Source organism: Streptomyces sp. NPDC005262, from assembly GCF_042872425.1.
Lineage (GTDB): Bacteria > Actinomycetota > Actinomycetes > Streptomycetales > Streptomycetaceae > Streptomyces.
On sequence record NZ_JBIAKK010000005.1, the window covers coordinates 317,995 to 336,848 of the forward strand.

An 18,854-nucleotide genomic window follows, 5' to 3' on the forward strand; every position below is an offset into this window, starting at 1 on the left:
CTACGACGGCAGGGAGTCACCCTGCACGGCCTGGATGTCCAGCTCGACCCGGAGCGTCGTACCGATCGCCGAGATGCCGGCCTGGACCACCTGGTTGTAGTTCATGGCGAAGTCCTCGCGGCGCAGCTCGGCCGTGGCGCTGAACGCCGCACGCGTCCCGCCCCACGGGTCGGGGCCGGTGCCGAGGTAACTCAGGTTCAGGTCGACGTCTCGCGCGACACCGTGCATCGTCAGCTCGCCGTGCACGGTCCAGCGGTCGGGACCGGCCGGGGCCAGCCCGTGGGAGCGGTACGTGATCTCCGGGAAACGGTCCGAGTCGAGGAAGTCCGGCGACCGCAGGTGCTTGTCCCGCATGTCGTTGCCGGTGTCGATGCTGGCCGCGCTGATGATCGCGTCGACCCGGGAGCGGTGGAGCTCCTCGGCGATCGCGATCCGGCCGCTGAACTCGGTGAACCGGCCGTGCACGCTGGAGATCCCCAGGTGCTGCGCGACCGCGCCCACCGAGGAGTGCGCCGGGTCCAGCGACCAGGCACCCGGCGGCGGCAGCTCCACGCCGCCCTGGCGGGCCAGCACCACCGTGCCGGCCTCGACGCGGCCGCTCGCCGTGACGAGGGCGGTCGACGCGGCCGGGGCGTACCCGACCGCGGTCACGATCACCGTGTACGCGCCGGCGGGCAGCAGAGCGTCGGTCCGGACCGCCCCGTCCTCGTCGGCCGCGGCCCGCAGCACCTGGGTTCCGGTCATGTCGGTCACCGTCACGACCGCGTGCTGGACGGCCCAGCCGTCCCGCGTCCGTACCTGTGCGCGAAGTCCCATCCCGTTTCTCTCCTTGCTCCATGACTCAATGAGTCGGGCCCCGGGGCGGGGACGGCAGGCCGTCCCCTGCCTGCCGTCCCCACCACCGGGGCCCATTTCCACCGGGGGCAGCCTCTCCGCTCGAAGCGCTGTCCACCAGGGGTCTGTGTTACTCGATCACTCGCCGGGGTGGGCGAGCTCGATGTCGTGGCCGTCGACCCCGCGACCGGCCACGGTCAGCGCCCCGGCCACCGGCGGGTAGCCGGTCGCGATGACCGAGTACTCGCCCGCATCCAGGTCGGCGAAGGCGTACGCCCCGTCCTCCCCGGTCGTCGAGGTGGCGACCACGTTGCCCGCCGCGTCGACGAGCGTGACGCGGGCGTCGGGCAGCGGCCGCAGCGCGGCACCGGCCCGCACGACACCCTGGACCAGCGCACCGGACTGCAGGGCGGCGTCGATCCGGGTGACCCCCTGGCCGCCGATCTCCACCGGCAGAGCCAGCGGACGGTACCCGGCGGCGTTCACCGCGACGGTCACCGCACCGGGCACCAGCTCGGCGAAGGTGAACTCGCCGCTCTCGGAGGACTTGCCGGTGGCCAGCACATCGCCGCGCACATCGGTCACGATGACCATGGCGCCGTCGACCGGAGCGCCGCTCTCGGCGGCCCGCACGGTCCCGGCCAGGCCGCTCGTACCGACGAGCAGGATGTCGTACGACAGCTGCTCGTCGCCTACGACCACGGTGGACGCCTGCGGCTGGAAACCGTCGGCGGACGCGATCAGGACGTAGCTGCCGGAGCCCGGCGCCTGCACGCCGTAGCTGCCGTCGGCCTGGGCGACGGAGCGCCCCAGCTGCCGGCCGCCCAGCGAGATCAGAGTGACGGCTGCACCGGCCACGGGTGCGCCCTCGGCACCGCGCACCACACCGCGCACCGCCGTGCCGGGCGTGGTCGCCACCGGAGCCTCGAGCGTGTCGACCGAGGTGACCCCGGCCGCGCCCTCGGCGACCAGCGCGGCAGCGCCGGACGGGACCTCGGCGAGCACCGCGGCGGGAACCTCGGCCTCCGCCGGGGCGTCGTTCGCGGCGTTCGTCTTCAGCGCGACCTCCTTGATGAAGATCGTGATCAGGAAGGCGATCAGCGCGGCCGGAGCGGCGTACAGGAAGACATCGCCGACACCGTGCCCGTAGGCGCTCTCCACGACCGTACGGAACGGTGCGGGCAGCTTGTCCAGGTCGGGGATGCCCCCGCCGCCGGTACCGCCGTGGCCCAGGGCCGCGCCCTTCGGACCGAGGTCCGCGAGGCCGTCCTTGACGTAGTGGGTGACGCGGTTCGCCATGACGGCGCCCAGCGCCGAGACGCCGATCGCACCGCCGAGGGAACGGAAGAAGGTGACGACGGAGCTGGCCGAGCCGAGGTCGGACGGGGCGACCTGGTTCTGCGTGGCGAGCACCAGGTTCTGCATCATCATGCCGATGCCGAGACCCATCACGAACATGAAGATCGCGATGTGCCAGTACGTCGTGTCGTACCGGATCGTGCCGAGCAACCCGAGCCCGGCGGTGACCAGGAAGCCACCGCTGACCAGCCAGGCCTTCCAGCGGCCGGTCTTGGTGATGATCTGACCGGAGACGGTCGACGAGAGGAACAGGCCGGTGATCATCGGGATCGTCATGACGCCGGACATCGTCGGCGACTTGCCGCGCGCCAGCTGGAAGTACTGGCTGAAGAAGACGGTGCCCGCGAACATCGCGACACCGACGAACAGCGAAGCGAGCGAGGCCAGCGTGATGGTGCGGTTACGGAAGAGGCGCAGCGGGATGATCGGCTCGCTGGCCCGGGACTCCGTGAAGACGAAGAGCAGGACGAGAGCCAGGGAGCCGGCCAGCATCACGCCGGTCTGCCAGGACATCCAGTCGTACTTGTCGCCCGCGAAGGTCACCCAGAGCAGCAGCAGCGAGACGGCGGCGCTGATGAAGAACGCACCCGTCCAGTCGACCTTGACGTCACGCTTGACGACCGGAAGCTTCAGGGTCTTCTGGAGCACGATCAGTGCGATGACCGCGAACGGCACACCCACGTAGAAGCACCAGCGCCAGCCCATCCAGCTGGTGTCGGTGATGACACCGCCGAGCAGCGGGCCACCGACGGTGGCGACGGCGAAGACCGCGCCGAGGTAGCCGCTGTAGCGACCGCGCTCACGCGGGGCGATCATCGCGGCCATCACGATCTGGGCGAGGGCGGAGAGACCGCCGACACCGATGCCCTGCACGACACGGCAGGCGATGAGCATGCCGCTGCTGGTCGACAGACCGGCCACGACCGAGCCCGCGACGTAGATGATCAGTGCTATCTGGACCAGCAGCTTCTTGCTGAACAGGTCGGAGAGCTTGCCCCACAGAGGTGTGGTGGCCGTCATCGCGAGCAGCGAGGCCGTGACGACCCAGGTGTACGCGGACTGGCCACCGCCGAGGTCCGAGATGATCTCGGGAAGAGCGTTGGAGACGACGGTCGACGACAGGATCGCGACAAACATGCCGAGCAGCAGCCCGGTCAGTGCTTCCATGATCTGCCGGTGTGTCATCGGCGCGCCGTCGGGGGAACCGGTTCCCCCGTGCTTGGCGTGGCCGCCCCGCACACCGGTCGGTGTGGTCGTAGCCATTGAGTTCCTTGTCTTTGCTTCTGTTACACGGGTGTACGGGTGTGCGAGTCGTCGTCGCTGTCGGCGGGCCGCAGACGGCAGTCGTCGCTGTGCTTTCCGGGGGCGCACCCGCCGGAGCCGCGACGGGCGAAACTGTCGCGCAGCCGGGCCAGCAGCGTGTTGAGCTTTCCGACGTCGTCGTCGGACCATTCCTGAAGGTGATGGGCGAACATGTCGGTGATCCGCAGGTTCAGATCGACGAGTACGTCGTCTCCCGCGGGGGTCAGCCGCAGGATGCGGGACCGTTTGTCCGCCGGGTCCGGAGACCGTTCTATCCAGCCGCGCTCGGCCACATGGGCGACATGTCGGCTGGTCACCGACATGTCGACGGCCAGCAGCTCGGCCAGTCTGCTGATCCGCATCTCGCCGTGCAGATCGAGGAGGGCCAGCACGGCGGCGGATCCGCCAGGACATTCAGCAGGCAGGGCGCGGGCGAGTCCGCGTTTGACGGCTCCGACGGCGCTGAGTTGCCGGGCCAGTTCTTCGTACTGACTCCGTTCGGCCACGGGACCCCCAGACTGTTCCACTGCATGTTGTTGCTTAGGGCAACCATAAAACCTGTTGGTTGCTGCAGGCAAACGAAAACGGCCTTGCACAAGTAAAGGAACGCAAAAGGCTGCGTACGGGTCGGGTCAAACGCCCAGCGTGCGCCCGGCGCACTTCGCGGCCGTGTGCATCGCGCCACAGCCCGCAGTGGTTCACGGGTTCTCCGTCTCCGGCGCGGGGCCTTCACCGACCCGGGGGTTGGGTCGCACCCCCGAGTTCGCTAGGGTCCTGGCCCATGGCACACAACCCCCATGCCCCGCAGGGCCCCGAGGGCAACTACGACCCCGCGGGCAGCACCCAGATGTTCCGCGCCTTCGTCGACGAGGGCGAGCCGCAGCGCCGGCAGCAGCCGGCCGCGTCGTCCGGACCGAGGACCGGGGTGATCGTCGCCGTCGTCGCGGTGGTTGTCATCCTCGGAGCGATCGCCTGGCTCGCGCTCAGCTGACCTGGCCGCGCTCTCTCCGTCCGTCACTTCCAGACGGCGGTGACGTCCCGGGTCTCGATATGCATGCCCAGGGGCACCCGCCAGGCGTCCACACAGACGGTGTACGTCTTCTTCCGCGCCGCTCCCGCGTCGATCGGCGCGGGCAGCGGCGCTGTCGATTCGATGGTCGCCCAGTCGATCCCCAGCGCGCCGATGATGTGCGTGGCGAAGGTGGCCGTCCCTGAGCGGACCGGTGAGCCACCGGTATTGCGGAACTCGACGGTCGCCTTTTCGCACCAGCGGTCATCGGCCGCCGCCCGCTCGGGTGCGCTCAGTGTCAGCACGGCAGGCCCGGCGGATGCGGTGGACCCTGGTGCGGACGGGGCGGAGGGGCCTTGCGAGTCGCTTCCCGCGGCACCGGAACCGGTGCCGCCGGTGGCGTCGGCGCTCCCCGTGCCACCGGTGCCGCCGCTGCTGGAACTGCTGGCGGATCCCGTGGTGCCGCCGGCGACGGTGCCGGACGAGCCGGGCGACTGTGCCTTGCCGCCCGCGCCGCCCCCCGTAGCGCCCGCCCCACCGGGGGAGCCGCTCTGCGCGGAAGAGCCCGGCTCCGGCTCCGCGCCTCCGCCGGCGTCACCGCCTCGGCCGTCGCTCCCGGCGCCGTCCAGCGGGATCAGTGTCACCTTCCCCGAGGGGGCCACGGCTCCCTTCGGGGCCTTCTCCGGCCCCGTACCCGCCGCGCCGACCGCCACATAGCCGTCGCCCCCGCCCGCCCCCGCGCCACAGGCGGCGAGTGCGCCGCCCAGGCACAGCACGGCCGCCGAGGCGGCGAACACTGTGCCCCGGCGGCCGGTCGAGCCCCACGTCTGACGTCGCATCGCGCCAGTGTGGCTGACGGTCCGTCAATTCGGAACCCTCGCGCTCCAGTGCGACGTCCGGCGGCGCCCGGTCGCGGTCAGTCGGCGATGAGTCCTTCCCGAAGCTGTGCGAGCGTCCGGGTGAGCAGCCGCGAGACATGCATCTGCGAGATGCCGACCTCCTCGCCGATCTGCGACTGGGTCATGTTGGCGAAGAACCGCAGCATGATGATCTGCCGCTCCCGGGGCGGGAGTTTGGCCAGCAGCGGCTTCAGCGACTCGCGGTACTCGACGCCCTCCAACGCCGAGTCCTCGTAACCGAGACGGTCCGCGAGGGAACCCTCGCCGCCGTCGTCCTCGGGAGAGGGCGAGTCCAGCGAGGACGCGGTGTACGCGTTGCCGACGGCCAGGCCGTCGACCACATCCTCCTCGGAGACCCCGAGCGCCGCCGCGAGCTCCGGCACGGTCGGCGAGCGGTCGAGCCGCTGGGCCAGCTCGTCGCTGGTCTTGGTCAGGGCGAGCCGCAGCTCCTGGAGCCGGCGCGGCACCCGAACCGACCAGGAGGTGTCGCGGAAGAAGCGCTTGATCTCGCCGACGACGGTGGGCATCGCGAACGTCGGGAACTCCACGCCCCGCTCGCAGTCGAACCGGTCGATCGCCTTGATCAGACCGATCGTGCCGACCTGGACGATGTCCTCCATCGGTTCGTTACGGCTCCGGAACCGCGCCGCCGCGTAACGAACGAGCGGGAGGTTGAGCTCGATGAGTGTGTCCCGTACGTAGGCACGCTCCGGGCTGTCGTCCGGTCCGTCGGGGCCCGGTGCGGGACCCAGGGCGGCGAGCCGCTGAAAAAGGGAGCGGGACAGAGTGCGGGTGTCGATGGCTTCCGGCGAGCTGGTGAGCACAACGGGTGCGGGTGCGCTCTTCGTGAGCGTGAGCACCTTCGAGCTGCCCTGTTCTGCGGACATGCCACCCCCTTGAGGTCGCGGACGGTCGCGTCGAGCCGCGACCATCGGAGGAACGCAGCCTCCACCTGAATACCGGAGGCGGGGCTGCGGCAAACGCGGTTCACGCAGAATGTCACATGTCGGCAACACGCTGTAGTGACATGTCGACAAGTCAAGGTGGAGTATGTGCAGTTAAGAGGGGGTGTGCGGCATTCGGGCGTTTCAGGGTGGGCTTCGAGTGATCTACCCGATCCGGTTACGCCTCGATCCTATTTGCGGATCTGAGCCGCGCGAAGCTTCTCGCCAGCAGTCTTGACACATGCATCTGGGAGACGCCCAGTTCGGCGCTGATCTGCGACTGCGTCAGATTGCTGTAGTAGCGCAGCAGCAGGATCCGCTGTTCGCGTTCGGGCAGCTGGACGAGCAGGTGCCGGACCAGGTCGCGGTGTTCGACGCCGGCGAGTGCGGGGTCCTCGTAGCCGAGCCGGTCGAGCAGCCCCGGCAGCCCGTCGCCCTCCTGGGCCGCCTCCAGTGAGGTCGCGTGGTAGGAGCGGCCTGCCTCGATGCAGGCCAGCACCTCCTCCTCGGAGATCTTCAGTCGTTCGGCGATCTCGGCGGTGGTGGGCGAGCGGCCGTGCGCGGTGGTCAGGTCCTCGGTGGCGCCGGTGACCTGGACCCAGAGCTCGTGCAGCCGTCGCGGTACATGGACGGTCCGTACGTTGTCCCGGAAGTACCGCTTGATCTCGCCGACGACGGTGGGCATCGCGAAGGTGGGGAACTGTACGCCGCGCTCGGGGTCGAACCGGTCGATGGCGTTGATCAGGCCGATCGTGCCGACCTGGACGACGTCCTCCATCGGTTCGTTACGGCTCCGGAAGCGCGCAGCGGCGTACCGGACGAGGGGGAGGTTCGCCTCGATCAGCGCCGCCCGGACCCTACTGTGTTCCGGGGTTCCCGGTTCCAGCTGCTTGAGCTCCCCGAAGAGGACCTGGGTGAGCGCTCTGGTGTCCGCGCCCCGGGTCCTGGCGGGCGTCGTGCCGTCGGGCGTCTCCGTCTGGACGGTCTGGGGAGGCACTTGAGGCGCTGTACTGGCCGGCACGATACGCCACCCCTTTGCGGTCAACTTCGGTCAACTCATCCGTCAAAAGCGGTCATAGCATCACAAGACATGTCCACTGTGTGCAAGCACCGCGTAGTGCCGTGTTGGGGTCAAGTTGGTTTAAACAAGAGGAAAAGCCCCTCACCGGATCGGTGGGGGGCTTACGCGCTCCTGGACCGAGAGGTCCGGAACGTCGGAACCGAGGGGGTCAGAACGGATAGTCGGCGATCACCCAGGTGGCGAAGGCCCGCCACTGTCCGGCGGCGTCCTGATGGGCCGGGTGCTCGATGTAGCGCTTCAGCGCGTCCTCGTCGGCGACGGCGGAGTTGATGGCGAAGTCGTAGGCGATCGGCCGGTCGGTGATGTTCCAGGCGCACTCCCAGAACTCCAGTTCGGGGATCTTTCCCGCCAGCTCCTGGAACGCCTTCGCCCCGGCGACGACCTGCGGATCGTCGCGCCTCACGCCGTCGTTCAGCTTGAACAGGACCAGGTGGCGGATCATGGGGTACTCCTACTTCACGAGCTCGGACATGAAATCGCCGACGCCCTGTGCGGCACTCGAAACGCCCTCGAACCCTACCTGGACAAGATCCGCGGCCCGGGCTGGGGACGTGATGATCGTGTACAGCACGAAGACGACAACCATGTAGAGCGCGATCTTCTTCGCTTGCACCATCGGCCCCTGCCACCCCATTCGATCCCCTGTGCAGTCGGGCGATTCTATCCGCACAGATGGCCGTATCCGGTGGGGGTTTCCGACGGGGTTTGCGATGGGCTCCGAACGGCGCCTCGCGCACCGCAGCCAGGAGGGACGCCTCTTCGGCCTGCTCCGCCGGGCGCACTCGTGGCGTGGATCTCCGGGCCCGGCCGTCTTCAGTACGCGTGCCGGTCCGCTTTGCCCGTCCATGTGTCGTAGGCCTGGGCGCCGATTTCCGGGTGGACCTGTTCGATCCTGATCCTGCGTTGGTCGAGCGGCTTCTTGAAGTCCTCGTACTGGTAGGCGTCGTCGAAGCCGATCCGGCGGGTGTCGTCCAGGTCGCAGCTGAAGTACACCGCATCGATCCGCGACCAGTAGATGGCGCTCATGCACATCGGGCAGGGGGCACCGCTGATGTAGATCGAATGGCCTTGGAGCATCCGGGCCCGCTCAGGTACGGGATCCGGCGACCCGTCAGGGCGGGGCACGTATTCCAGAGTGCTCTCGTTCTGGTGTTCTTCGGAGATCGACGGAGCCTCGGGGTTGAGCCGCTGCACGGCCTTGCGGATCGTTTCGATCTCGGCGTGTGCCGTGGGGTCGCCGGTGAGGAGCACTCGGTTCTGCCCGCGGGCGATGATGTCGCCGTTGCGGGTGAGCACCGCACCGAAGGGTCCGCCCCAGCCGTTCTCCACCGACTCGGTGGCCAGCCGGACCGCTTCGGTGATGAGCTCTTTGTGTTCCATCTGGGTCTCCGATCGACATCGATGCCCTTGGCGAAACGAACGTGCGGAAACAGGCAATCAAATGTCTGATTTGCCCCTAAAATAATGCATACATTACGCTACTGCAGGTGAGCCCCCGTGCAAGCCGTGAGCCGCCGGCAGAGAACGCCACCGTGGTGACCTCCCAGAGGGTGTGCGCGGGCCGCGCCGACGACTATCAGCGCTGGCAGCACCGGATGAACGAAGCGGCCCGCGAATTCGACGGGTTCGAGGGCGTCGAGGTGTACCCGCCCGTAGCGGGCGACGAGAACGAATGGGTGGCGGTCTTCCGTTTCGCTGGTCTCGACCGCCTGACGGCTTGGCTGGATTCGGGCAGACGGCGGGAATTGCTCGACGAAGGGCAGGAATTCTTCGAGGGAACTCCGACGCAGGAGGTGCTTCGTGGCGGCGCCCCTGCGGAGCAGGCGCCGGAGACGGTCACGGCCGTCATCTCGCACGAGGTGAAGTCTGGGCGGGAAGAGGAGTTTCTGAGCTGGCAGGAGAAGGCCTTCAAGGCACAGGCGAAGTCACCCGGCTTCATGGGGTCCGAGCTGTTCAAGCCCGTGGAGGGCGTGCAGGACCACTGGGTCGCCGTCTTCCGGTACGACTCCCGCGAGCACCTCGACGACTGGCTCGCCTCCGATGTCCGCCAGGAACTGTTGGAGGAGGGCCGCGCCTATTTCGCCTCCTACGACGTGCGCAAGGTCCGCTCGGCGTTCAGCGGTTGGTTCCGCTTCGGTGACGGAAAGGAGGACAGTGCACCGCCCAACTGGAAGCAGGCCATGACCGTGCTCCTGGCTCTCTATCCCACGGTGGCGGTCCTGAACCTGACCGAGGGGCACTGGCTGGGCGAGTTGGGCGTCCCCGCATACATCGGCCTCTTCATCGGTAACGTACTGAGCGTCAGCGCGCTGACCTGGCTGCTGATGCCTCTCGTGAACAAGGCACTCGCCTTCTGGCTGGTGCCCGGCCGCGCAACCGACTACCGCGTGCACCTGGCCGGCGCCGCGGTGGTGGTGCTCTGCTACGTGCTGTTTCTCGTCATCTTCGGCCTGGCCACCCACTGACCTGTTCCGCCGGCCGACCGCGGTCGAGCCGCTCGAGGAGGCCTTGATGCCCGAACGGACGCCCGCAGGCCTCTTCGAGGGGACCCTGTTCCGAAGGGGTGACCCCGGCTACGACCGGGCCCGGGCCGAGGCGGTGTGGAACGGGTTGACGCCGGAACGCTTTCCTGAGGTCATCCTGCAGGCCGCCGCCGAGCGGGACATCCCCCCGGCCCTGGCCTGGGCACGCGCCCAGGGGCTGCGCGTCTCCACGCGCTCCGGCGGGCACAACTGGTCCGGCTCCCAACTCCGCGACGGGGGAATGCTGATCGACCTGTCACGGATGCGGCACTGCAGTGTCGACCCGGTGTCGGCGACGGCCGAGGTGGGGCCCGCCGTCACCGGGATGGACCTGGTCGAGGCCCTCACCCCGCACGACCTGGCCTTCCCCGTGGGGCACTGCCCCTCCGTCGCGGTGGGCGGCTTTCTGCTGAGCGGCGGACTCGGCTGGAACTCCCGTGTGTGGGGACCGGCATGTGCCGACGTGCTGGAGATCCGGGCCGTCACCGCCGACGGCAGGACGGTCGTGTGCAGCGAGACGGAGAACGCCGATCTCTTCTGGGCCGCGCGCGGCGCGGGGCCGGGTTTCTTCGCCGTCGTCACCGGATTCCGGCTGGGTCTGCACCCTTACCCCCCGGCAATCACCACCACCGGCCTCACCTTCCCGCTGGCCGACGTCGAGCGTGTGACGGGCTGGGCCGTCCGGACCGCGCGTGACCTGCCGTCGAACGTCGAGACGGCTCTCGTCCTGGCGGCCTCCGGCGAGGCCACGGCCGCGGCCCCGCCGGGGCCGCGGATCACCGTCGGTGCCACCGCGTTCGCCGCGACGCGGGACGAGGCGCTCGCCGCTCTCGAACCCCTGGTCGCCTGCCCGTTCGCCGAGCAAGCCCTGTCCCGGCAGCAACCCGAGCCGACGTCCTTCGCCTCGCTGCACGACGGCGCCGGTCGGGCGTGGCCGTCGGCGCATCGCTATGCGGCGGACACGCTGTGGTCGGCGGAGAGCTACGAGACCGTGATGACTCGCGTCGCCGGCGTCCTCGCCCGGGCACCCTCCGGCAAGTCCCTGGTGCTCGCGCCCGTGCAGCCGGTCTCCTCGGATCCGGCGTTGCTGCGGAACATGGCTTTCTCGGCACCCGGCGAGTCCTATCTCGCCTGTTACGCGGTCTGGGACGATCCGGCCGCGGACGAAGCGAACACCGGATGGCTGCGGGAGACGATGGCCGCGGCGGACCCGTCGGGCCGCGGTGGTCACTACATCGCCGAAGCGGATCTGGAAGCCGATGCCGACCGGGCCCGGCGCTCGTACGCCGCCGCCGACTGGGTCCGCCTGCAGGAACTCAAGCTGGAGTGGGACCCGGACAACGTCTTCCACTCCTACCTCGCGCCCGTGCCACGGGGCGCCCGGCCCGAGCGTCGTTGACACGCATCCGGCCCCCATCACGGAACGTCGCCGTAGGGTCATGAACGAGACGGAGACCGAGACGGGAGCGGCGCCAGGTTCTGTCCGGCGGATCATGTGACCGCAACGCACGCTTGCGTCGCGGATTCCGGTCTTGCACGAAACAGAGGAGTTCTGCGTGTTTGTGGTGAGGACGTCCGGCCGAAGCGCGGCAATCGACGACGACCGCCGTGAGTTCAGCCTCCTGGGCAGGAGGCAGCTCAGCGGGCTGGACCTCGCACGCCCGGTCACCACGGGCGTCCGGTCCCGCGCAGTTCTGGAACTGCAACAGAACTACGGCAGTCTTCAGTTCAGGGCTCTGGTGGGTGGCGAGTTCGTGCCGGGAGAGGGCGACCGGCTGGCCTGGCGGGTCAGGTTCTGGGAGACGGTCCGGCCTACCCCACAGCAGGGGCTGCTGCGCAGTGCGCTGCTGCCGGGCCTGCCCGAAGGACTGGATCACGAAGCGGCGCACGGCCTGTGGGCATACCTCAACAGCGGGGCCCTGCCAGCCGGCCGGCTGGTGATCGACCGGGCGGGCTACGACCAGGAGTCCTCCCCCGTGCTGTTCGCAACGGCCGCCGAGCTCCTGCTACACGTCCTGCTCGCGGGCGCCTTCGGATCGCCCGCGGAGCCGGTCATCAGATCCTGGGTGGCCACCGGCCGAATTCCGGAGTCACTGCCCAGAGTTGATGGTGAGGCGTAGGCATCTTCCATCCAGTGCCGTGCATGACCTGGAGCCTACGACGCCATGATCCGCCGGACAGGACCTGGGACCGGGGAGCTCGTGCCGTCGTTGCCGGCTGGGTTGGCATCACGCACGGATCACTGATGGCTGCACCGCCCCGCAAGCGGAACGGTCCACACAGCCCTCGGCCATGGCTATTCTCTGTCGATGTCGAATCAGTCAGTGACAGCGGGAGTCGCTCTCGCCGGTGTGATGGCGCACTGCGGCGGAAGCCCGGTCGGCGCCGTGAAGTTCCTGGCGGGGGCGATAGCCTCCGCGCCGGCGGCCCCGGAGCCCCATGCGGTCCTCGCCGAGTTGTGGCGGGACCGTGGTTCGGAGCTCAGGGAGGGCCTCGAAGGGGACGGGTCCTTGAGCGCTGTGCTGGCACAGGCTTACTTCTTCTTCCTCGACGGGGACATGGACGACGCGGTGATGGCCCTCGGTTCGGTCACGGGGGCGCGGCCCGACGTGGCGTGGGGCACCGTTCTCTGGTTCGGCGATGCGCGGTTCCTCGGCGCGGTGAGTGCCGAGGCGTTGGCGGAGGCGTGTCTGCGGACGTTGGACTACGGCCACGACCTGGACACCGACGAGATGCGCGAGCGGTTCACGCCCTGGTTCCATGCCATCGACGTGGTGTCCGAACGAAGTCCCGTGCCGGAGTCGCTGGCCGCCATGGCCCGGTTGCCCCGTGCCTGCGGCCGCTACGAGCTGGCCTTCACCCTGTGCGACCGTGGCGATGCCGTCGATCGGGTCATGTGGACTGCGGTCGCACGCGCGAGCACCTGGCGGGCGATGGGCGACCTGGACCAGGCTGCGGCGTCCTTCGAAGGCGCCCTGACCCTGGACCCTGCCAACTGGTCCCTCCATCTGGACCTTGCCGACGTACGCGCCGAGCAGGGTGATTTCGCCGCTGCCGTGGGTCTCGTCGAACGGGGCCTGCAACACGAGCCGCGGGAAGCCTCCCTGCGCGCGGCAAGTGCCGCCTATCGCACGCGCCTGTCCGGATCGTCCGACGACCTACGGGCCCTGATCGTCCTGGCTCCGGAGCTCGCGAACACCTCCTACCGGGACCTGCTGATCGACTACGCGTGCGCGGGACCGGGGCTGCCCCACAGACTCGTGGACGAGGCGCGCCGTATCTGCGAGAACTGAACACGCACTCTCCGGCAGGACGCTCGGACAGAGCCGCGGTCGGTGAAGCGCCGTGTCCAGCCTTGGCGATGAGTTTCGCGACCAGGCCCTCAACATGGAGAAGCAGTTGACAGACTGGTCAGCATGACCGGACATCCACGGATCGGCTCCATCTGGGCCTTGCGTTTCCCGGGCGCCCCGCAGCACGACTACGAGGTCCGGGTGACCGGGGTGTTCACCCAAGACAGCGTCACGTACATCGAGACTGAGCGGCTCGACAACGGCGGACTCAGCAGGGGACGGCTTGAGGACATCCTCGAGTACGCGCAGCCCGTCAGCAGCGAAGCCCTCAACGGCGTGGACACCGCCGTCACCTCCAGCGCTGGACTTGGCCGCGTCGTCTCCGTCGTCGACGGGGCTCCCTGACGCGCTTATGCACGCCCCCTGTTCCGGCTACGGCCGGAGCGAGGGCACTTCGGTGGCTGCGTAGCGGGGGACAGCCCTTAGGAACGTCCCCACCGGCGGGGATCACGGATCTCGCCGTACCACCGGATGGCCTACGTGGGGTTTGAGCCAGGGGATCGTGGGCTGGTTGAGTGGATGAGTCGTCCGGTCCACGGAGCCGAACCCTCACCCCGGCCGCGGCCGGACGGCGACTCCGCCCCCCACACTCGGGAGGGGGGGCGGACTCAGACTGTTCGAACCCCACCCCCGAGCATTCCGCCCCTGTCTCGGGCCAGGCCACGGCTGAGACAGGGGTTTCGTGCATTCGGGGCTTGCTCACCACGGGGCCGGCCACAGGTCCGGCCCACCCCCACGCCAATCGATCATGCCGGACAGGGCCACGTCCTCCTCGGTGATGTCATTCATCCCAGCCCGACGCAGAAACTCGGTGACATCACGGAGACTGTGCGCCATGCCGAGGATTTCCCCGTCCACACGCACCCGGCGACCACCCGACTCATCAGGCGGGTAGATCACGATCGGCAGGTATCCGGACATGGACCAAGCCTCGCCCCGAACGGCAACCCGCGCTCACTCACGTAAGCCACACGCAGCAGCGCCCGGTGGGGCGCTTTCGTGCACCTCCGGCTGTACGCCCATCTGGCCGACAGCGGGGTCTGGGCGGAGTGCGCAAGCTGGAACGGGTGGAGGACGACCCGGCGGCCGGGAGTAAGTGCCGATCAGGCAACGCAGGCAGGTGGGGCGCGGGATCAGGGTCGGCGTGGCGATGCGGTGGGGCCTCCTTGCCGTAACACTGGCAAGGGCCCCGGACGCGGCGTGGCGACACCGACCGGTTACCGGAGTGTCCGGCTCGCGACATCGAGCGGGGCCATCAGGCCGTACGCGGTCGACTGTGGTGTCGCCTCGTCGAGGGCGACGGAGCTCCGGATGACTCGTACGGCAAGATCCCCGGCCTCTCCGGTGCCGATGCGGTGGCCCACCTTGCCGAACTCAAAGCTGGGAGCGGGCAGCCATCCGGTCACCGAAGACCAGAAAGGAGAGCAATCATGATCGGAATGCGGATCGCCAGCGGCTTGCTGGCTGCCGGCATGATGGCCACGGCCACCGCATGCTCCCCCGCAGTAGACCGTGCGACCGCCGCGGTGCCGGCGGCGCCAACGGCCACCGTGGCTTCGCAGCGCGCGTCCGAGACACTATCGCCCGTATTTGAACAGCCACTTCCGAACGTCAAGGGCAAGACGTTCACCTCGGCGATCGTGGACTTCCCGCCCAACGCACGTGCGGTGCCGCATCGGCACGGCGCGGCTTTTGTCTACGCCTACGTGCTCGAGGGAACTGTGCGCAGCCAGCTCGCCGGCGAGCCGGTGCGTACGTACCACCGAGGCCAGAACTGGGTCGAGCCGCCGGGCGCCCACCACGTGCTCACGGAGAACACGAGTCGGACAAAGGAGGCGAAGCTGCTGGTCATCTTCATCTCCGGCACGGGAGACAAGCTCAAAATCGAGGATCCGCCCAACTAGGTGTTCTGTCTGTCGCGATGGTGAGACCGAAATCCTGCCTTGTGTCGCGGACCTACGACGCAGTGAAGGGGCAGACCCAAATGGGTCTGCCCCTTCATCCATCTGCGGTAGCGGAGGGATTTGAACCCTCGGTGAGTTTCCCCACACTCGCTTTCGAGGCGAGCTCCTTCGGCCGCTCGGACACGCTACCGAGAGAGAGCTTAGACCATCTCGGCCGTGGGTCGAAATCCGATTCCCCGGCGTGCGCGGAAGACTGGCCGGAGGCAGGCGTGCCGTAGCGTCAGCGGTCGCGGAAGAAGGCCGTCAGCTGGGCGGAACAGGCCTCCTCCAGAACTCCGTGGATCACTTCGGGGCGGTGGTTGAGCCGCCGGTCCCGTACAACGTCCCAGAGCGAACCCGCCGCGCCCGCCTTCTCGTCCCGTGTCCCGTAGACAACACGGGCCACCCGGGACTGCACGAGCGCGCCCGCGCACATCGTGCACGGCTCCAGGGTGACCACCAGCGTGCACCCGGAAAGCCGCCACTCGCCGAGCGCCGCGGCGGCCCGGCGCACAGCGAGGATCTCGGCGTGCGCGGTCGGATCACCGGTCGCCTCACGTTCGTTGTGTCCCGTGGCGAGCAGGGCGCCACCCGGGCCGAGGACGACGGCGCCGACCGGCACATCGCCGGCCCGCGCCGCGTGCGCGGCCTCGTCCAGGGCGCGGCGCATGGGCGCGCGCCACGGGTCCCGTACAGGATCGTGCGGTTCTGGCAGTCGGTGCGGGCCCGGTCGTTCGGTCACCCGCGGACCCTAACGGACGGTCTCCAGGACCTCGGCCGCTCCCAGCGCGTCCGCGATCTCCACCAGTGCGTCCGTCCGCAGCATCAGCAGCTCCTTCTCGGGGAGTCCGAGGTCGGCCAGGACCCCGGTGTCACCGAGCGGACCCGTCGGTACGGCGTCGGCGTCGAGCCCGTCGTCGTCGTTGTCGTCGAGGTCGGTGTCGTTGTTGTTGTCGGTGGTGTGGTCCGGTTCGCCGTCCTCCGTACCGTCGAGGCCGACGAGCTCTTCGAGGGCGGCAATCGAGTCCTCGGCCTCGGGTTCGCGGCCGAGCAGTTCATCGGTGAGCAGGATCTCCCCGTAGGAGGAGCGGGCGGCGGCGGACGCATCCGAGATGTAGATACGGGGGTCCTCCTCTCCGTCCACCCGGATGACGCCGAACCAGGCGTCCTCCTGCTCGATGAAGACGAGCACCGTGTCCTCGTCCACCGAGGCCTCACGGGCCAGATCCGTCAGATCGGACAGGGTCTCCACATCGTCGAGTTCCGTGTCGCTCGCTTCCCACCCGTCTTCGGTGCGCGCGAGCAGTGCGGCGAAGTACACCGTGACTCTCCCACTGGTCATAGGGGTGTCGGTCCGGCGGGAGGACAGTCGGTGATCCGGCTGTCCTGTGCCCCGCCCATCGGAATCGTGGCAGAAACCGAGCGTTCGCGAGAGGAGTTCGACCGTTGCGTCGTCCATGAGTTGTCGACAACACCGCTTCCAGGGGGCCGTCCGGCGGTCCCGGCGGCTACCAGCGGAAGGTCCGCATCCGCATGGCTTGGCGCATTCGGGCGGCCCTGGCCCGGCGTGGCTGGACCCGGTCGCGCAGCGCCTTCGCCTCATGAAGCTCGCGCAGGAACTGGGCGCGGCGCCTGCGGCGCTCCACATCCGTCTCGGGCGCGTCCAGCGTGTCCCGGCGGCCCTGCGGTTCCGGCTGGTCCCGCTCCTGCTGCTCCCCGTCGGACATCGGCGCATCACCCCAAGGCTGGGTCCGTATGCCCCCACCTTCCCGCCGAACGGGCGATTGATGCCAGCGCACGGGTGCGGGTGGCCCGGCTACTGTTGAGCCCATGCGGATCCACGTCGTCGACCACCCGCTGGTCGCGCACAAACTCACCACCCTGCGCGACAAGCGCACCGACTCCCCGACCTTCCGGCGGCTCGCCGACGAGCTGGTCACCCTGCTCGCCTACGAGGCCACCCGGGACGTGCGCACCGAGCAGGTCGACATCGAGACCCCGGTGACGCCGACCACCGGCGTGAAGCTGTCTCACCCGCGGCCCCTGGTCGTGCCGATCCTGCGGGCCGGTCTGGGCATGCTCGACGGCATGGTGCGGCTGCTGCCGACCGCCGAGGTCGGCTTCCTGGGCATGATCCGTAATGAGGAGACGCTCAAGGCGGAGACGTACGCCACGCGGATGCCGGAGGACCTCTCGGGCCGCCAGGTGTACGTCCTGGACCCCATGCTCGCCACCGGCGGCACGCTGGTCGCGGCCATCCAGGAGCTGATCAAGCGCGGTGCGGACGATGTCACCGCCGTCGTGCTGCTCGCGGCGCCCGAGGGCGTCGAGGTGATGGAGCGCGACCTGGCCGGTACGCCTGTCACCGTGGTCACCGCCTCGGTCGACGAGCGGCTCAACGAGAACGGCTACATCGTGCCGGGGCTCGGCGACGCGGGCGACCGGATGTACGGCACCGTCGACTAGGAAGACCCCAGGGGCTGTCCGGCCCGACGGTTCCGAAGAAGGCTCTCGGCCCTCGCATCCTGTACTGCGGTGTCACCCGCAGGAGGGTGCGGGGGCCGGCTTGTTCAGTGCGGCAAGGGCCGCAGCAGCGCTCTTAGGGGTGTTCAGCTTCTTGAACGCCGTACCGAGGATCAGATCGACATCCGCCGTCTTGCGGGTGTCCGTCTTCGGCGTGGCGCCCGTCAGCTGGGTACCGAGGACCGGAAACGTGCCGCTCGTGGCCGCCGGGGCGCCCAGCAGGATTCCGGGGCCGGGGACCTTCTTGTCGTACGCGGCAGAGGCGTTGCCCACCTTGCCGATGCGGAAGCCGCGCTTCTTCAGCTCGTCGGCCGCGGCCTTCGCGAGCCCGCCGCGCGGTGTCGCGTTGTAGACGTTGACCGTGATCCTCGCCGGCTTCGGGAGCGCCTTCGCGGGCGCCGCCGGTTTGACGGAGGGGCAGTCGGACTTCCGGTCGGCGGCGCTGGCCGTCCTGTCGCCGGTGAAGACGTCGATGAGCTGCAGCGTCCCCCATCCGGCCAGCCCGAGGGTCAGCACGGAGGCGAGGGACACGAGGACCAGTCTGCGGCGGTGCCGGGGACGCCGCATGCGCGGATACTTGTCGCCCGTGATGCGGTACTTTCCGCCCAGGCCGGGGGGAGTGAGCATGCTCATGGGCGCAGCGTAGTGCGACCCGGTGAAGATGCGTACTAAATGATCAACCGATGGCACCCGTCCGGGTGCGAAAGCACCCGAAAGCACCCGATGAGTGCCGTTCGTCAGCCGAGTTCGAGGACCCGGGCGTGCAGCACCTGGCGCTGCTGGAGCGCTGCGCGGACCGCGCGGTGCAGCCCGTCCTCCAGATAGAGGTCGCCCTGCCACTTCACGACATGGGCGAACAGGTCGCCGTAGAACGTGGAGTCCTCGGCGAGGAGGGTTTCGAGGTCCAGCTGACCCTTGGTCGTCACCAGCTGGTCGAGGCGGACCGGGCGCGGCGCGACATCCGCCCACTGCCGGGTGCTTTCCCGGCCGTGGTCGGGATATGGCCGCCCATTTCCGATGCGCTTGAAGATCACACGGAAAGCCTACCGGCCAAGAGCCTCCGGGCGCAGCTATGGAGCGGTACT

General features: G+C 69.0%; 24 protein-coding genes and 1 tRNA gene. 8 read left to right on the top strand and 17 right to left on the bottom strand.

The window, feature by feature from the left end:
• The 3 genes from ACFYP5_RS16635 to ACFYP5_RS16645 all read right to left on the bottom strand — a co-directional run bounded on the left by ACFYP5_RS16635 (position 1) and on the right by ACFYP5_RS16645 (position 4,001).
• Positions 1–816 carry a YceI family protein gene (locus ACFYP5_RS16635; RefSeq protein ID WP_389035968.1) on the bottom strand — a complete coding sequence of 272 codons (816 nt, stop codon included), beginning with the start codon at positions 814–816 and terminating at the stop codon, positions 1–3.
• A 156-nt stretch (positions 817–972) separates the two neighbouring features.
• On the bottom strand, positions 973–3,456 hold the full coding sequence (locus ACFYP5_RS16640) for an MFS transporter (protein WP_389035970.1): 2,484 nt from the start codon (positions 3,454–3,456) through the stop codon (positions 973–975).
• Between the two features lie 23 nt (positions 3,457–3,479).
• Positions 3,480–4,001 carry a MarR family winged helix-turn-helix transcriptional regulator gene (locus ACFYP5_RS16645; RefSeq protein WP_389035973.1) on the bottom strand — a complete coding sequence of 174 codons (522 nt, stop codon included), beginning with the start codon at positions 3,999–4,001 and terminating at the stop codon, positions 3,480–3,482.
• Positions 4,002–4,276: 275 nt separating this feature from the next.
• On the opposite strand from ACFYP5_RS16645, the gene ACFYP5_RS16650 reads away from it, so the two are divergent.
• Positions 4,277–4,486 (top strand): hypothetical protein, encoded by a 210-nt coding sequence (locus ACFYP5_RS16650; protein ID WP_352264123.1) that lies wholly within the window; start codon positions 4,277–4,279, stop codon positions 4,484–4,486.
• A gap of 23 nt (positions 4,487–4,509) precedes the next feature.
• On the opposite strand, the gene ACFYP5_RS16655 is transcribed toward ACFYP5_RS16650, so the two are convergent.
• From ACFYP5_RS16655 to ACFYP5_RS16680, 6 genes are all read right to left on the bottom strand, one after another.
• Positions 4,510–5,343, bottom strand: coding sequence for a hypothetical protein (locus ACFYP5_RS16655; RefSeq protein ID WP_389035975.1), 834 nt, complete (start codon positions 5,341–5,343; stop codon positions 4,510–4,512).
• 77 nt (positions 5,344–5,420) lie between these two features.
• Positions 5,421–6,290, bottom strand: coding sequence for an RNA polymerase sigma factor SigF (locus tag ACFYP5_RS16660; protein WP_389035977.1), 870 nt, complete (start codon positions 6,288–6,290; stop codon positions 5,421–5,423).
• Between the two features lie 235 nt (positions 6,291–6,525).
• Positions 6,526–7,368 carry an RNA polymerase sigma factor SigF gene (locus ACFYP5_RS16665; RefSeq protein WP_030929789.1) on the bottom strand — a complete coding sequence of 281 codons (843 nt, stop codon included), beginning with the start codon at positions 7,366–7,368 and terminating at the stop codon, positions 6,526–6,528.
• A 208-nt stretch (positions 7,369–7,576) separates the two neighbouring features.
• On the bottom strand, positions 7,577–7,870 hold the full coding sequence (locus ACFYP5_RS16670; RefSeq protein ID WP_389035980.1) for a Dabb family protein: 294 nt from the start codon (positions 7,868–7,870) through the stop codon (positions 7,577–7,579).
• Positions 7,871–7,879: 9 nt separating this feature from the next.
• On the bottom strand, positions 7,880–8,044 hold the full coding sequence (locus ACFYP5_RS16675; protein WP_176902190.1) for a hypothetical protein: 165 nt from the start codon (positions 8,042–8,044) through the stop codon (positions 7,880–7,882).
• Between the two features lie 197 nt (positions 8,045–8,241).
• Positions 8,242–8,808 carry a nucleoside deaminase gene (locus tag ACFYP5_RS16680; RefSeq protein ID WP_389035983.1) on the bottom strand — a complete coding sequence of 189 codons (567 nt, stop codon included), beginning with the start codon at positions 8,806–8,808 and terminating at the stop codon, positions 8,242–8,244.
• 107 nt (positions 8,809–8,915) lie between these two features.
• Here ACFYP5_RS16680 and ACFYP5_RS16685 point away from each other — a divergent pair, with 107 nt between their 5' ends.
• The 5 genes from ACFYP5_RS16685 (at position 8,916) to ACFYP5_RS16705 (ending at position 13,648) form a co-directional block, all read left to right on the top strand.
• On the top strand, positions 8,916–9,893 hold the full coding sequence (locus ACFYP5_RS16685) for an antibiotic biosynthesis monooxygenase (protein WP_389035985.1): 978 nt from the start codon (positions 8,916–8,918) through the stop codon (positions 9,891–9,893).
• Positions 9,894–9,939: 46 nt separating this feature from the next.
• Positions 9,940–11,349 (top strand): FAD-binding oxidoreductase, encoded by a 1,410-nt coding sequence (locus ACFYP5_RS16690; RefSeq protein ID WP_389035988.1) that lies wholly within the window; start codon positions 9,940–9,942, stop codon positions 11,347–11,349.
• 157 nt (positions 11,350–11,506) lie between these two features.
• Positions 11,507–12,070 (top strand): hypothetical protein, encoded by a 564-nt coding sequence (locus ACFYP5_RS16695; protein ID WP_389035991.1) that lies wholly within the window; start codon positions 11,507–11,509, stop codon positions 12,068–12,070.
• A 189-nt stretch (positions 12,071–12,259) separates the two neighbouring features.
• On the top strand, positions 12,260–13,243 hold the full coding sequence (locus tag ACFYP5_RS16700) for a tetratricopeptide repeat protein (protein WP_389035993.1): 984 nt from the start codon (positions 12,260–12,262) through the stop codon (positions 13,241–13,243).
• A 123-nt stretch (positions 13,244–13,366) separates the two neighbouring features.
• Positions 13,367–13,648, top strand: coding sequence for a hypothetical protein (locus tag ACFYP5_RS16705; RefSeq protein ID WP_389035996.1), 282 nt, complete (start codon positions 13,367–13,369; stop codon positions 13,646–13,648).
• Between the two features lie 354 nt (positions 13,649–14,002).
• Here ACFYP5_RS16705 and ACFYP5_RS16710 read toward each other — a convergent pair whose 3' ends face one another.
• Together ACFYP5_RS16710 and ACFYP5_RS16715 are read right to left on the bottom strand one after the other, a co-directional pair.
• Complete coding sequence (locus ACFYP5_RS16710; protein ID WP_389035999.1) at positions 14,003–14,224, bottom strand: hypothetical protein; 222 nt, start codon at positions 14,222–14,224, stop codon at positions 14,003–14,005.
• Positions 14,225–14,520: 296 nt separating this feature from the next.
• Positions 14,521–14,709: a hypothetical protein gene (locus ACFYP5_RS16715; RefSeq protein WP_389036002.1), complete on the bottom strand. Its 189-nt coding sequence runs from the start codon at positions 14,707–14,709 to the stop codon at positions 14,521–14,523.
• Positions 14,710–14,733: 24 nt separating this feature from the next.
• Between ACFYP5_RS16715 and ACFYP5_RS16720 the strand changes: the two genes are divergently transcribed.
• Complete coding sequence (locus ACFYP5_RS16720; protein WP_389036005.1) at positions 14,734–15,207, top strand: cupin domain-containing protein; 474 nt, start codon at positions 14,734–14,736, stop codon at positions 15,205–15,207.
• A gap of 105 nt (positions 15,208–15,312) precedes the next feature.
• Here the strand turns inward: ACFYP5_RS16720 and ACFYP5_RS16725 are convergent.
• From ACFYP5_RS16725 to ACFYP5_RS16740, 4 genes are all read right to left on the bottom strand, one after another.
• Positions 15,313–15,397, bottom strand: a tRNA-Ser gene (locus tag ACFYP5_RS16725).
• Positions 15,398–15,487: 90 nt separating this feature from the next.
• On the bottom strand, positions 15,488–15,916 hold the full coding sequence (gene tadA, locus ACFYP5_RS16730) for a tRNA adenosine(34) deaminase TadA (RefSeq protein ID WP_389036194.1): 429 nt from the start codon (positions 15,914–15,916) through the stop codon (positions 15,488–15,490).
• A gap of 81 nt (positions 15,917–15,997) precedes the next feature.
• The gene (locus tag ACFYP5_RS16735; protein ID WP_313941605.1) at positions 15,998–16,567 is read right to left on the bottom strand and encodes a hypothetical protein; all 570 of its coding nucleotides are present in this window, start codon (positions 16,565–16,567) and stop codon (positions 15,998–16,000) included.
• Positions 16,568–16,754: 187 nt separating this feature from the next.
• The gene (locus ACFYP5_RS16740; protein ID WP_389036007.1) at positions 16,755–16,973 is read right to left on the bottom strand and encodes a hypothetical protein; all 219 of its coding nucleotides are present in this window, start codon (positions 16,971–16,973) and stop codon (positions 16,755–16,757) included.
• 103 nt (positions 16,974–17,076) lie between these two features.
• On the opposite strand from ACFYP5_RS16740, the gene upp reads away from it, so the two are divergent.
• Positions 17,077–17,712, top strand: coding sequence for a uracil phosphoribosyltransferase (gene upp / locus ACFYP5_RS16745; RefSeq protein WP_326604676.1), 636 nt, complete (start codon positions 17,077–17,079; stop codon positions 17,710–17,712).
• Positions 17,713–17,784: 72 nt separating this feature from the next.
• Here the strand turns inward: upp and ACFYP5_RS16750 are convergent, their stop codons facing one another.
• A complete protein-coding gene (locus ACFYP5_RS16750; protein ID WP_389036010.1) occupies positions 17,785–18,402 on the bottom strand; it encodes a LytR C-terminal domain-containing protein in 618 nt (205 codons plus the stop codon).
• Between the two features lie 104 nt (positions 18,403–18,506).
• Positions 18,507–18,803: a type II toxin-antitoxin system VapB family antitoxin gene (locus tag ACFYP5_RS16755; RefSeq protein ID WP_003955420.1), complete on the bottom strand. Its 297-nt coding sequence runs from the start codon at positions 18,801–18,803 to the stop codon at positions 18,507–18,509.
• Positions 18,804–18,854 lie beyond the last annotated feature (51 nt).